General features: G+C 36.1%; 15 protein-coding genes. 10 read left to right on the forward strand and 5 right to left on the reverse strand.

Annotation, left to right across the window (positions count from 1 at the left end; all coding sequences use genetic code 11):
- Position 1 precedes the first annotated feature (1 nt).
- From EGI31_RS23295 to EGI31_RS23305, 3 genes are all read left to right on the forward strand, one after another.
- Positions 2 to 1,276 carry a voltage-gated chloride channel family protein gene (locus EGI31_RS23295; RefSeq protein ID WP_255039595.1) on the forward strand — a complete coding sequence of 425 codons (1,275 nt, stop codon included), beginning with the start codon at positions 2 to 4 and terminating at the stop codon, positions 1,274 to 1,276.
- A 153-nt stretch (positions 1,277 to 1,429) separates the two neighbouring features.
- On the forward strand, positions 1,430 to 1,630 hold the full coding sequence (locus EGI31_RS23300) for a DUF4177 domain-containing protein (protein WP_255039596.1): 201 nt from the start codon (positions 1,430 to 1,432) through the stop codon (positions 1,628 to 1,630).
- Between the two features lie 24 nt (positions 1,631 to 1,654).
- A complete protein-coding gene (locus EGI31_RS23305) occupies positions 1,655 to 2,002 on the forward strand; it encodes a HopJ type III effector protein (protein ID WP_255039597.1) in 348 nt (115 codons plus the stop codon).
- A 3-nt stretch (positions 2,003 to 2,005) separates the two neighbouring features.
- Here the strand turns inward: EGI31_RS23305 and uxuA are convergent, their stop codons facing one another.
- From uxuA to EGI31_RS23325, 4 genes are all read right to left on the reverse strand, one after another.
- Entirely contained in the window at positions 2,006 to 3,205 is a 1,200-nt protein-coding gene (gene uxuA, locus EGI31_RS23310) for a mannonate dehydratase (protein WP_255039598.1), read from the reverse strand.
- Positions 3,206 to 3,300: 95 nt separating this feature from the next.
- On the reverse strand, positions 3,301 to 3,591 hold the full coding sequence (locus tag EGI31_RS23315; protein ID WP_255039599.1) for a helix-turn-helix domain-containing protein: 291 nt from the start codon (positions 3,589 to 3,591) through the stop codon (positions 3,301 to 3,303).
- Positions 3,581 to 3,925 (reverse strand): type II toxin-antitoxin system RelE/ParE family toxin, encoded by a 345-nt coding sequence (locus EGI31_RS23320; RefSeq protein WP_255039600.1) that lies wholly within the window; start codon positions 3,923 to 3,925, stop codon positions 3,581 to 3,583. The genes EGI31_RS23315 and EGI31_RS23320 overlap by 11 nt, the downstream gene beginning before the upstream one ends.
- A gap of 74 nt (positions 3,926 to 3,999) precedes the next feature.
- Positions 4,000 to 5,451 (reverse strand): UDP-N-acetylmuramoyl-L-alanyl-D-glutamate--2,6-diaminopimelate ligase, encoded by a 1,452-nt coding sequence (locus EGI31_RS23325; protein WP_255039601.1) that lies wholly within the window; start codon positions 5,449 to 5,451, stop codon positions 4,000 to 4,002.
- A 146-nt stretch (positions 5,452 to 5,597) separates the two neighbouring features.
- Between EGI31_RS23325 and EGI31_RS23330 the strand changes: the two genes are divergently transcribed.
- The 7 genes from EGI31_RS23330 to EGI31_RS23360 all read left to right on the forward strand — a co-directional run bounded on the left by EGI31_RS23330 (position 5,598) and on the right by EGI31_RS23360 (position 12,376).
- The gene (locus EGI31_RS23330) at positions 5,598 to 6,818 is read left to right on the forward strand and encodes an MFS transporter (RefSeq protein ID WP_255039603.1); all 1,221 of its coding nucleotides are present in this window, start codon (positions 5,598 to 5,600) and stop codon (positions 6,816 to 6,818) included.
- A 141-nt stretch (positions 6,819 to 6,959) separates the two neighbouring features.
- A complete protein-coding gene (locus tag EGI31_RS23335) occupies positions 6,960 to 7,622 on the forward strand; it encodes an ABC transporter ATP-binding protein (RefSeq protein WP_255039604.1) in 663 nt (220 codons plus the stop codon).
- A gap of 55 nt (positions 7,623 to 7,677) precedes the next feature.
- Positions 7,678 to 8,979 (forward strand): TolC family protein, encoded by a 1,302-nt coding sequence (locus EGI31_RS23340; RefSeq protein WP_255039605.1) that lies wholly within the window; start codon positions 7,678 to 7,680, stop codon positions 8,977 to 8,979.
- A 66-nt stretch (positions 8,980 to 9,045) separates the two neighbouring features.
- Positions 9,046 to 10,374: a sigma-54-dependent transcriptional regulator gene (locus EGI31_RS23345; RefSeq protein ID WP_255039606.1), complete on the forward strand. Its 1,329-nt coding sequence runs from the start codon at positions 9,046 to 9,048 to the stop codon at positions 10,372 to 10,374.
- A gap of 29 nt (positions 10,375 to 10,403) precedes the next feature.
- Positions 10,404 to 10,631 (forward strand): DUF8507 family protein, encoded by a 228-nt coding sequence (locus EGI31_RS23350; RefSeq protein ID WP_255039607.1) that lies wholly within the window; start codon positions 10,404 to 10,406, stop codon positions 10,629 to 10,631.
- Position 10,632: 1 nt separating this feature from the next.
- Positions 10,633 to 11,043 carry a putative toxin-antitoxin system toxin component, PIN family gene (locus EGI31_RS23355; protein WP_255039608.1) on the forward strand — a complete coding sequence of 137 codons (411 nt, stop codon included), beginning with the start codon at positions 10,633 to 10,635 and terminating at the stop codon, positions 11,041 to 11,043.
- A 7-nt stretch (positions 11,044 to 11,050) separates the two neighbouring features.
- Entirely contained in the window at positions 11,051 to 12,376 is a 1,326-nt protein-coding gene (locus EGI31_RS23360; RefSeq protein WP_255039609.1) for a sensor histidine kinase, read from the forward strand.
- An 887-nt stretch (positions 12,377 to 13,263) separates the two neighbouring features.
- Here EGI31_RS23360 and tnpA read toward each other — a convergent pair.
- Positions 13,264 to 13,608, reverse strand: a complete 345-nt coding sequence (gene tnpA / locus EGI31_RS23365; RefSeq protein ID WP_255039610.1) for an IS200/IS605 family transposase — start codon at positions 13,606 to 13,608, stop codon at positions 13,264 to 13,266.
- Between the last annotated feature and the right edge of the window lie 402 nt (positions 13,609 to 14,010).

Genomic DNA, 14,010 nt, shown 5'->3' on the forward strand with positions numbered 1-14,010 from the left:
TATGATCAAACAGCACGTCGTAAGTTTCTTCTCCAAATATCCAGCTTTGCCATACGTGCTAAAATGGACACTTATCACGGCCTTTATTGGAATTTTAGCAGGTTCTGCCTCTGCTGGATTCCTCATTTCACTAGATTATGTAACCAACCTCAGAGAATCCAATCTTTGGCTGATTGCGTTGTTGCCCATTGCAGGCTTGGTTGTCGGTTTAATGTATCAGTACTATGGAAAAGATGTGGAAGCTGGCAACAATCTGTTATTAGAAAATATACATGAGCCCAAGGAAACCATACCTTTAAAAATGGCCATTTTTATATATTTGGGAACCATGAGCACGCATTTGTTTGGTGGATCAGCAGGCCGTGAAGGTACAGCCCTCCAGATGGCGGGCTCGTTGAGTGACCAACTAAGCAAACCACTAAAACTATCAAAAGAAGATAGAAAAACATTACTCATTTCGGCTGTGGCTGCGGGTTTTGGTTCGGTTTTCGGTACGCCTCTTGCTGGAGCTATTTTTGCCTTAGAGTTTCAGAAAGTAGGCAAAATGAGATACAATGCTATTTTTCCGGCATTTTTAGCAGCTATTCTGGCAGATCTGGTCACCAACTTATGGCAAGCTAAACACACGCATTATAGTATTTCACATATACCTCAACTAGATTTAAAGCCGCTCATATATAGCATTTTATCCGGAATATTCTTTGGAATTTGTGCAGCGGTTTTCAGCAAATCTATTCATAAAGTTGGGTATTTGTTTAAATCCAAAATCTCATTTCCGGCTTTGCGACCATTTGTTGGAGGAATAATAGTGGCCATGGCTGTTTGGCTAATTGGCTCCACAAAATATATTGGCCTGGGTATACCCACCATTTTGGCTTCTTTTACAGAAGCTTTGCCATATTATGACTTTGCCCTCAAAATGGTTCTCACAATTCTCACCTTAGCGGCTGGGTTTAAGGGTGGTGAAGTAACACCCCTGTTTTTCATTGGAGCAACTTTGGGCAATGCCTTGGCTTATCTCATACCTTTGCCCTTGGATCTTTTGGCTGGTATGGGATTTGTATCAGTTTTTGCAGGAGCCACCAATACACCATTGGCTTGTATAATGCTCGGAATTGAGCTTTTCGGAGCCGATTCAGCCGTTTATATGGCGGTAGCGGTAGTTACGGCCTACTTATTTTCAGGACATAACAGCATTTACACCAAACAAATAATAGGAGAAACGAAACATAGAAACTTTAAAAATCAAGTGGGCAAAAACTTTCAAGAATTGTGAAATTCATGGTTAATTTTGACCCAAAAGGCACTAAAACTTTGTGTTACTTTGTGAAACCATTGTGCAACTTTGTGGAATAGCATTCACATGAAATGGATTTAGAATCACAAACAAAAAAATGGATGTCAAAAAGCATTTAAAACTTGCAAGAATATGAAAAAATACGAGTACAAAGTTATTAAAACTACCCAAGAAGGCTTTTGGAATCCTCAAGTGAATGAAATAGATCTTACCTCAAAATTGAATAATTTAGGCCAAGAAGGTTGGGAAATGGTGTCTGCGGTAGAAACCAATTCGCACCAGGGAAGTACAAAAGAAATAGTGCTGTTTTTCAAAAGAGAAGCCACTTTTTAATCAAAATATTAACAAAATAGAAAAATGACAGTAGCAGAATTAGTGCAAAAAATCAAAACTCAAGCAGCAAATATTCAGTTTTCAGAAATCATTGAGACTGTGGATGCCCATTACAATTTCACTCCGACGGCATTCAAAAATGGAGAAACCATGAATGAAGCCAATCAAAATAATGGCTCATGCAAAGTGTTTTCGTTCGCAAAAAAACAAAACTTTTCAAAAGAGGAGACCTTGGCTTGCTTTGGAGATTATTACAGAAAAGACGTCTTAGAAAACCCAGAAGGCAGTGACCACCAAAATATTAGAAATTTTATAAAGTTTGGTTGGGAAGGAATCGTATTTGAAGGAGAGGCTTTGAGTGAGAAAAAATAATTCTCACTCCTCCAAATTCCTACTTATCGCCAATTCCATCCCTCGGATTTCGGCCAAACCTTTGAGTCTTCCTATGGCTGAATAGCCCGGATAAGTAGTTTTTTGTAAATCATCCAACATTTGGTGGCCGTGGTCAGGACGCATAGGTATTTGGGCATCTGGCTGACCAATTCGGCGTTTTTCTTCTTTCAAAATCTCCGAAATGACTCCGTACATATCTACATCACCAGCCAAATGAGCGGCTTCATGAAATACCAAAGTGTCGTATTCAGTTTCACGCTTGGTGGTTCGCAAATGCACAAAATGTATTCTATCCGCAAATTTACGGGCCATTTTCACCAAATCATTGTCGGCTCTGACACCTAAAGAACCCGTGCAAAAAGTTATGCCGTTGGCTCTTACATCAGAAGCATTCATCAACATTTCTAAGTCTTGTTCTGTACTCACTACCCTCGGCAATCCCAAAAGCGGGAAAGGCGGATCGTCAGGGTGAATGCAAAGATTTATCCCCAATTCTTGAGCAAAAGGTGCAACTTGGGAGACAAAATAGTGCAAATTTGCTCTTAATTCGTCCGCACCAATTTCTGAATAATTATTCAAAAGCCCTTGAAAAGTCTCTAAATGAAATGCCTCCATAGAACCTGGTAAACCCAACAAAACTGTGTTCTGCAACTCGGCTTTTTCGACCTCGCTCATACTTTCAAATCTTACTTTTGCAACCAGCTTAACCTCTTCGCTATAAGCATTTTCAGAGCCCGGCCTTTTTAGAATAAATAAATCAAATGCAGCGAAATCTGTCCAAACAAACCGCAAGGCCTTGGCACCATCGGGCATAGTGTAGTCGAGTTTGGTGCGAGACCAATCCAGAACAGGCATGAAATTATAACAAACGGTTTTTATACCGCATTTGGCCAAATTCTGCAATGAAATCTTGTAATTTTCAATGTACTTTTCTCGGGTAGGAAGCCCTTTTTTGATGTCCTCATGCACTGGAAGACTCTCAACCACCAACCACCGAAGTTCAGAAAATTTATCATTGTCCTTTTCAATAATCGCTATTCTTTCCTGAATTGCGGCTTCTGTCCAAACATCGCCTACCGGTATTTGGTGGAGGGCAGAAACTACACCTGTGCAACCGGATTGACGAATATCCATTAAACTTACAGGGTCATTGGGACCAAACCAACGCATGGTATGTATCATATTTTTAGGTTGAATTTGAGGTAAGAATAGTTAAAATAATAAATACTCAAATTAGGAATTTAAGATAATATCAGAATATTTCTAGAAAGGAAAAATCAAAAATCTATTGAAATTTTCACTTTACCACCGAGTCCTTTTTCTACAATCTCAAAAAGCGTTTTCAATGTCATATTGCTACCATCATTCTCAACTCTAGATATATAGGTTCGCTTTTTATCAACTATTTGACCCAATTGTTCTTGTGTTAAATTCTTTTCTTCCCTCGCTTTTCTCAGCAGTAAACCTATTTTAAAAGACTCGAAATCTCTTTCTAAAACATCTCTCCTTTCTGTTCCAACTTGGCCATAGACCTCATCTTTTATATTTTTCCAGCTTTTAGTTTCCATATTTTTCTAAATTGTACTTTTTCATTAATCTTAAAGCCTTCTCAATTTCTCCGTTAGGAGTTTTTTCAGTCTTTTTTTTAAATCCATTCAGCAAAATCACTAATTTTCCTTTGTCAAAAAAACAAAAAACTCTCCAAATATTAGAGGCCAACTTTATTCTAGCTTCATATAGCCCGTTTGTGCCTTCTAAATGTTTTAAATAATTCGAAGGAATTCTCTCTAAAGTCTCAATTGCCTCAATTATTTTGAAAATCTTATCTTGGACTTTTCTATCTTGGTCTTTCAGAAAGTTAATAAAGTGATCTTCATACGCTACTACTTCACGGATTTTCATGATTAAACAAAAGTAACTTAAAAGTTACAATATTCAAATATTTTATTGATTATGATTTTAGTTTACCTTTTACTTCAAGCCTTAAACGCCAAACCCAACTCCTCTTTATCATCAAAATGACTTTTCACTCCTTTGACATCTTGGTAGGTTTCATGTCCTTTGCCTGCTACCAAAATAATGTCCTGAGAACCCGCCAATTCAGCGGCCTTTTTAATGGCCTCCCTCCTATCGGTGATTTGAAATACCTTACGTTTTTGTGTTATGCTAACGCCTGCCTGCATATCTGCCAATATATCCTCGGGCTCTTCGTTCCTAGGATTATCAGACGTAAGTATCACTATATCAGATAATTCACACGCTATTTTAGCCATCAATGGTCGTTTTCCCTTGTCTCGGTTTCCGCCACAACCTACCACGGTTATCACTTTCTGATTTCCTTCTCGGAGGTCTTTGATAGTCTCCAAAACGTTCTGCAAAGCATCAGGAGTGTGAGCGTAATCAACAATTCCAACACGACGATCAGCAGCTAAAATTTGTTCAAAACGTCCAGGAGGTGGCTTGAGTTCAGAAAGGATGGTGAGTATATTTTCCGAATTTTCTCCCAACAGAACGGCTGCACCATATACCGCCAAAAGATTGTAAGCGTTGAAATTACCAATCAGTTTAAACCAAACTTCTTGCCCATTCACATCCATTTGCAACCCAAAAAGTCCGCAATCCATCACCTTTCCTTTGAAGTTTCCGATGTTCTTCAAAGAATAAGAGTATTTCGTAGCAGCTGTATTTTGGAGCATTACTTTACCATTTTTATCGTCGGCATTTGTAAGGGCAAAAGCAGTTTTAGGTAACATATCAAAAAAGCCTTTCTTGGCTTTGATATAATTGTCGAAAGTCAAATGAAAATCTAAGTGATCTTGAGTGATGTTAGTAAAGATTCCACCGGCGAAAGTCAAACCAGCAATCCGCTGCATTTCTACGGCATGAGAACTCACCTCCATAAATACATAAATACAGCCCTTTTGCTGCATAGTACTCAATAATTCATTGATTTTTACCGAATCCGGAGTGGTATGGGTGGAAGGAATCACCTCGTCTTCTACCTGATTTTGGACCGTTGATAACAAACCACACTTGTAGCCTAATTTTCTAAAAAGATTAAAAAGTAAAGTAGCTATGGAGGTTTTGCCATTAGTCCCGGTTACTCCTACCAAGGTTATATTTCTAGACGGATTCCCATAAAAATTACCTGCCGCAATACCCATGCATTTAGCAGAATTTTCTACTAAAATATAAGTAATATTATCTATCAAAACTTCTGGAAATCTCTCACATAGTACAGCGGTAGCTCCTGATTCTATGGCCTTCTGGATAAAATTGTGGCCATCAACTTGTGTTCCTGGAATAGCTACAAATAGTGTATTCAGCTCAATTTTTCTTGAATCAAACTCAATTTTTGATATCTCTATATCAGTTATTCCTGAAACAGATTTGATGGGAATTGTATATAAAAGTTCGCTTAGGAGCATCTAATATTTATTTTGTTGTAAAGATAATTTAGTAATTCCAATGAATAGTTAAAAATGGAGTCTTGGATTATGAAAATTTACTATTTTTGTTAATTAAACTTACTTTATCTTACAACACCCTTTCTAATAAAAACTTTGACCTTTAAATGAAAAATAAAATTCAAAACAAATATATAACTTTGATAATGGCCATTTTGGGCTATTTTTCAAATTCGTTCATTGTCAATTTGCCCTATGTACTAAGCGACCCCCCATTTCTAGATTTGCGATTTTCTCCTGTCAATTTGGTAGACGCCAACTTGTATTTGCTCATTATTCAACATTTAGGTATACTCGTAGGGGCCTTGGTATTTAGTTTTTGGGTCGATAAAAAAAGTAGATTATTCATACTATTGGTTTCAGTTTTTACCTATTCATTTGCCACTTTTTTAGGTGGTTTGGTAAACAATTATTACCTTTTTCTACTATTAAAATTTATAACAGGATTTGGTCTGGCACCAGAATTGGGCATTGGAATGGTTTTGGTAAGCGAGCTTTTTGAAAGAAAGAAAAACAGCCTTTTGGTGGGAATAATAGCGATGTCGGGTTGCATTGCCGTAATAATTTTGAGTATATCGAGTAAAATTTATTCTTGGAGAGATATTTATATCTATTCCGGATTAGGTAGCATGCTCATTATGTTAACTCGATTCGCATCTTTCGAATCGGACCTATTTCTAAAAATAAAACACGAAAATGACAGCTTGGATAGTGTTATTCAAACCTTATCGAATAGGAAATTCTATTCGCTACTTTTGTGTATGTTACCCATTTACGTTATTACTGCTGGATCAATATTTCTTACTGCAGATATTTATGAACAATACAAAATTGTGGTCGAAAAGAACACCTTAACAATTTGCTTTGGTCTCGGGGCTATTTTTGGCTTTATTATGGTTCCATTTTTAACGCACAAATTCAAATCGCGAAAGTTGATCATAAAGATTTGCATTTTTGCTCTTCTGCTCATTAGTCTGACCACAAGTGTCAACAATTATTTTGGCAAACATGGGATGCTTAGTTTTCAATATTTCTATACAATAGTTACACTCTATGGTATTTTCTCTGGTTACCTTTTTGAATTTTTAATTTTTGTATTAGAACAATACGGTACAAACCGTAGAGCAAGTGCCACTACTCTACTGTTCTCGTTTGCTAGATCATCAGTATTTATCTTCTCTTTGGTAATACCCTATCTAAATAATAAATTCTTCCATAGTTTTTTAAATACTCTGCTATTCCTAGAGGCAATGGTATTTGCTGGGGCAATTTGGTCTATTTATAAACTCAACGAAAACTACAATAAAGACCTTGATTTCGTAGACTAGTTGTCTGTCCATCTACGTACTCATCTTGTCCATTTTCGGACGATAAACAAATTTACACTTAACACAACCATCACAATATTAGCATATTGCATTTTTGGCATAAAATTCGAATCTAATAATTAAAAATATGTTTTAAGAAAAATGATAGAGCTACAAGGCATAGGCAAATATATAAAACAAGGGTTTGGAAAAGTTTATATTTTAAAGAATATAAGCTTGAAAATAGAACAAGGTGAGTTTGTGTCCATTATGGGCCCATCAGGTTCTGGTAAATCTACCCTGCTTCATATTCTTGGACTTTTAGAAGACGCCTCAGAAGGTAGTTATGAACTTTTAGGCGAAAATGTCACTTCACTTTCAGAAAAAAAGAAAACCGAAATTCATAGAAATACGATCGGATTTGTATTTCAAGCCTATCATTTAATTGACGAACTCACTGTGTATGAGAACATAGAAACGCCACTTTTGTACCAAAACATATCATCGTCGGAACGGAAAAGTAGGGTTGCAGATATTTTAGATAGATTTAATATTGTAGCAAAAAAAGACCTCTTTCCTAGCCAACTATCGGGTGGACAACAACAGCTGGTTGGTATTGCTCGAGCTTTGGTAGCCTCTCCAAAAATTATTTTTGCCGATGAACCAACAGGAAACCTACACTCCGACCAAGCAGATTATATCATGCAGGTATTTAAGGAATTAAATCAAAAAGACGGTGTAACCATAGTGCAAGTAACCCACTCAAAAACCAACGCTGAATATGGCAACAGAGTGGTAAATTTAAAAGACGGTTGGTTGGATTAGGATATCCTGGAAATTGACCTAGAATAAAACTATTCTTTTTTTTACTCAACAAATTATGAAAAAGCTGTTAATATACTTATGCTTTCTGATAGGAAACAATGCTTTTGGACAGGCCTATTCACTAAAAAAATGCATTGAAGTAGCCATCAAGAACAATCCTACGTTTCAGCGGGCATATTTAAATGCAGAACTGGCCAATGCCAATAGTGCCGACGCCAAATCAAGAAATATTCCTCAAGTTCAGGCCTATTTTTCACAAGGAATGAATTTTGGCCGCTCTATTGATAGATTCTCCAATGACTATATAAATCAATTGTACAACTCCACTTATGGCAGTTTGCAGATGAACATGCCTATCTACAAAGGTTTTCAAACCAAAAACCTCGTAGAAAGTACCAAACTATTACAACAAGCAGAAACCCAAAACCTAGAGGCGGACAAAAATTCACTTTCAATAAATCTTTTGAAAGCGTATTTGGATGTATTGGCATCAAAAGAACTACTTTCAGCTGCAAGAAAGCAATTAGAAAACTCCGAGATACAACTAGCAAGGCAAGAAAAAATGATGGCGGCTGGAACCTCTGGTAAACTAGAGCAACTACAGTTTAGCAATCAAGCCACTGCAGATAAAGGCAACCTCATCGACGCTAAATACAATTATCAAATTGCCCGCTTGGCCCTGTTTCAGCTGATGAACATAAAGCCCAACGATAGCATCGATTTCGAAGCCATCGTGCCTTACGAAATCGGTCAAGCACCTTTGGTAGATTTTACGGCCAATCCGGTTGAGTTTTTACCCGAATACAAAAGTTTTGAATTGCAAAGTCTTAGTTTCGATAGACGAATAAAGGCCAATAAAGCAGAGAACTCGCCTTCTGTGAATTTGAGTGGCAATTATAGCACTTTTTATGCCTCATCAAATCCAGAGCGAACATTTTTTCAACAAGTGAACGACACCCGAAACGGCTCATTTTCACTAAACTTGGCCATTCCGATTTTCTCAAAGTTCCAAACCTCTCCAAGAACCCAGCAATTGGCGGTTCAGAAAAAAATGTTGGACAATACACGTAAGGTAAAAGAAAATACGCTGCAACAGGAAGTGGAATCTGCCATTCTGATGCTAAAAGCCATGGGCGAAAGATATCAAAACGCCACTCAGCAGGTAGAAATCAGCAAAGAAAACCTCAAGTTGGTGGAATTGAGAATAGAGGCTGGAACGATAAATCCGATAGAATTTTCACTGGCCCAAGCCAATCTCGAAAGGGCCGTTTCAAACCAAATTCAGACGAAATTCAGGTGGATATTGCAGAAAAAACTGTTGGGATATTACCAAACTGGCGAATTTGATTTTCTTTAAAAATTACATGAACGGAAACTAAATTCCGATAAAGCTTTCTTAGTTTTACATAAATTTGAAATTTTGATGCACGATAAAAACATATTGATTATTGACGACGATGTAGACATTCTGAATGCAGCCAAACTGCTACTGAAACGTCATTTTCAAAAAGTAGAAATCGAGAAAAATCCCGACAAAATACCCTATCTGGTCAATAACTTCACGTTTGATGTCATTTTGCTTGACATGAATTTCAGCCGAGATGTAAACACAGGCAATGAAGGATTCTTCTGGTTAGATTTTATCTTGGATAAGAAAAAAGATCAAAAAGTAATACTTTTCACGGCGTTTGGAGGAATAGAGATGGCCGTAAGAGCCATTAAAAATGGTGCATCCGACTTTATACTTAAGCCTTGGATTAATGACAAACTGCTTGAAACATTGAGTGGGGTTTTCAGCAAAAAAGACCAAAAAGAGATTCAAGAGGCTCCAACACCTCAAAGTATTATTGGTGAATCAGAGGAAATGAAGAAAGTGGCTGAGCTTATCAAACAAGTAGCTGCCACTGACGCCAACATTTTGATATTAGGAGAAAATGGAACAGGCAAAGACCTTGTAGCCAGAGAAATACATCAGTTTTCAAAAAGAAAAGATAAAAAGTTCGTACATGCTGACTTGGGATCGGTTAGTGAAAATCTGTTCGAAAGTGAGCTATTTGGACATGTAAAAGGTGCATTTACAGATGCCCGTGAAGAGAGAACAGGGAGATTCCAAGAAGCTGATAAAGGCACGATTTTCTTGGATGAAATAGGAAATGTACCAATGGTGCTCCAGAATAAACTGCTTTTTGCACTTCAGAATCGAAACATTGTGAAAGTGGGTTCCAACACTCAAGTTCCGTTTGATGCACGTTTGATTTGTGCCACCAACGAGGCTATTTATGAGCGAGTAGAGGAAAAAACATTTAGACAGGATTTACTTTTCAGAATAAATACTATTGAAATAAATCTGCCCCCACTGCGAGAAAGAGGTCAGGATATTTTACTTTTAGCAGAACACTTCCTGGGTATTTATGCTAAAAAATATAATAGAAAAATAAAAGGATTAAGTGGCCCTTTACAAAAAAAACTCATGGCTTATCACTGGCCTGGCAACGTGCGTGAGCTACAACATGTGATAGAGAGAGCGGTGATTATAACTCAAAATACGATGTTGAATGAAGACGATTTTGTCGTCAGAAAAACCAATAATACTAATAACCCAGTAGTGGAGACTTATTATCTAGAAGACCTTGAGAAACAATTGATAATCAAAACACTAAAAAAACATAACGGAAATATAACTGATGCATCCAAAGAAATGGGAATAAGCCGACAGGCTCTTTACAGAAGGATAGAAAAGTTTAATTTATGATTATATTTGTTTTAAAATAATTCAAAATCATGCAAAGTTCATTAAAACAGCCATTTAATAATGCCCAGTTAGAACTTCTGAAGGTATTTTCCCATAATTTACCAGAAAATGAATTAATGGCTTTGAAGAAAATTATTTCAAATTTTTTTGCAGAAAAATTAATCCAGCAAGCAGATAAAAAATGGGATGAGATGAATTGGTCTGACCAAGATATGGATCAGTTACTGGGTCAGAAACTTCGAAAATCTAGGATTTGATTTGAAAAAAATAGCTTTAGATACAAATATTCTTTTGGTTTCAATTGCTAGTAAATCGAAATATCATTGGGTATTTGAAGCATTTAGAAATGAACTATTTACGCTATGTGTAACCACAGATATCCTAGATGAATATGCCGAAATAATAGAACAAAAAATGGGTTTTCAAGCAGGAGAAAATGCTTTGGGTGTTCTTGAAAATTCAATAAATGTTGACCTCATTACAACCTATTTCCGATTTAATCTACTAAAAGACGAAGATGACAATAAGTTTGTTGATTGTGCAATAGCAGCAAATGCTGATTTTATTGTAACTCATAATTCAGACTTCAATGTCCTCAAAGAAATTGATTTCCCGAATGTCTCAGTCTTGAATTTGGATGAGTTTAAAGAAATAATTATCAGAAAATAGTTTCTTTATGAAAAACTTCAGCTTCGGTATTCTCCTAAGAATCGTGCTCATAACAGGCATCTCATTGGGATTATCATGGGCATTTGTTCAGAAAAACTCCCCACTCACTTTTATATTTGGAATATTCTTGATTATCACTTCGGTAAATCTTTACAAATATGTAACTTCTCTGAATCGCAAAATGAAGCGGCTTTTTGAGTCCATCCAATATCAAGACTTCGCCATCACTTTCAAATCTGACAACAAACTTGGAGAGAGTTTTAGAGATCTCAACAACGACCTCAACGCGGTAATTAATAGCTTCAACCAAGTCAGGGCAGAGCGTGAAGCTACCCTTCATTTTATAAATGCCATTATTCAGCAAATAAACGTGGGTATTCTTTCGTATGACACCGAAGGTAAAATCGAAATTAACAACCAGGCAGCCAACAAACTCCTCAAGGTGTATAGACTTAAGCATATTTCTGATATTGAGAAACAAAATCCTTCAATTTTTGAATGTATAGTTTCCTTAAAGCCAGGAGAGTCGCGATTGCTCAGCCTATTGGATAACGACCTCTCCTTTTCGGTTACTGAGATTCAGATGCGTGGTCGAAAAATCAGACTTGTGGCCATACATAATATTCGTTCTGAATTGCAAATCAAGGAGTTAGAAGCTTGGCAAAACCTCACGAAAGTTCTTCGTCATGAAATCATGAATTCGGTAACACCAATAGTTTCACTTGCGGAAACCATGAAAGATATTGTAGAAAATGAGATAAAGGCCAACAGCCAAAAAGAACAAGAATCCATTGACGACCTCAAAGATGCTCTTCAGACCGTTCAGAGGAGAGGCAACGGTATAATGAAATTTGTAAATGCTTATAGAGAATTTACTTCTATTCCTATTCCGAATAAGTCATACGTAAGTTCTAGCCAATTACTCAAAACATTGGAAGGCATTTTTGCCATAAAAGCAGCTGAAAATCAGGTTAATATTGTCTTTGAATTAAGAAACGATTTTGAAGCGTTTATGGATATTGAGCAAATTGAGCAAGTGCTAATTAATATTGTCAAAAATGCTTTTGAGGTAGAAAACACTTCCGAAAAACCCGAAATTAGGGTGATTTCACATACAGAAAACGGCACCAAAACCATTGAAATAATGGACAACGGCACAGGTATTGAAAAAACACTTCAAGAAAAAATATTCATCCCTTTTTACACTACCAAAAAGACAGGTTCCGGCATAGGGCTTAGTCTCTCTCGCCAAATTATGCAGCTCAACGACGGAAACATCAATTTCTACGAAAATAAACCAACGGGAGCGGTATTTGTGTTGCAATTTTCATAAAAACACAACAAAAACAAATTTTGGCAATTGGTTAAAAGATATAAGTTATCGAAATAATTATTCCAAAGATTTCATATTGTTTTAAGGACTTTAGAGTGGTTGAAAAATATTAGCCAATGAAAGAATTCTAATGAATAGACCTCAGAGAGGTCAAACTATTTTAGCCAAAGATGTAATGAGAAACCCACGACCTCAAAGCATAGCGACCTCAGAGAGGTCAAAGTTTATCAGCTTAAGATGTAGTGAGAAACCAATGACATCAAAGCATAGCGACCTAAGAGAGGTCAAAATATATCAGCTAAAGATGTAGTGAGAAACTCATGATCTCAAAGAATGCGACCTCAGAGAGGTCAAAATATATCAGCTAAAGATGTAGTGAAAAACCCATGACCTCAAAGCATAGCGACCTCAGAGAGGTCAAAGTATATTAGCCAATTAGAAAAAGATAAAAACATACCCCACGACCTCAGCGAGGTCGAACATCCACCAATTATTTAAATCACGAATTATTTCAATGAAAATGCGGCCGCTATGCATATGGAAAAAATGCACTGGAAAATTTTCTGGTCTCAAAATTCAAATATACTGAGACCGCTCTGTGGTCGGAAAATATTGTTTGGATATAAATTCAAAATTCTAATATACTGAGACCGCTCTGCGTTCGGAAAATATTGTTTGTATGTAAATTCAAAATTCTAATATATCGAGACCGCTCTGCAATCGAAAAATACCGTTTTAAGATAATTTCTTACTAACCAAAAAAACGGCTAGTCATCAAAAAACTCAAAAACATACTCATTTTTAAATTCTATCTCATTTTTCTTTAAAAAATCAAAATACTCGCCCCTGAATGACTTCTTTTTATGATGATTTTCTTGATTCATTACCTATTTAATAACTTTGTCACGATCACTGTATCCATGTGAGAATACACCATAACCAGATTGCCATTCAAATTTATTTTTGCTTAAATTTTCATTTTTAATGAATGCATTTGAAGACTTTTTAATTTCTCTTACCAAGTCTTCAATCAATTCATGTCCTTTGTAGTCAAAGAAAATATGTATGTGGTCTGTGTAACCATTTACCGCATATGAATAATGTTTTCTTTCGTTAATTATTCCTGAAATATATTCAAAAACTCTTCCTCTCCATTCTTTTTGAAGTAAGGCTTCTCGTCTTTTAACAGCGAAAACGATGTGCAGTAGGATTCTTCTGTAGGTGTTTGCCATTTTTTTTGGTAGTGTTAGATTAGAAGTTCAATTAAAATTAATTTTTTATTTTAATTGAACATAATCAAATTATGATAAATAATTTATGATAATTAAATCACATATAGAAATGCAAATTTTCGGAAATGTTTGACCCCTCTGGGGTCATTGAAACTATAAACCAAACCTTAATTTCTAATATACTGGGACCGCTCTGCGGTCACCGTATTTAATAAATTATGATTAGATTAGGCCGCTCTGCGGTATCCATTTTCCGTAATAAATGAAGTTTTTTCATAAAAACACAAACGGACAAATAACGTCCGAAAATGGACAAATAACGCAGCTCAATAATTCACATTTTATTGACTATTAGATGTTTATATTTTTGGCATGAAATAGGAATATTATAATAATGTATAG

The sequence above is a fragment of the Lacihabitans soyangensis genome (assembly GCF_024343775.1).
GTDB classification, from domain to species: Bacteria; Bacteroidota; Bacteroidia; order Cytophagales; family Spirosomataceae; genus Leadbetterella; species Leadbetterella soyangensis.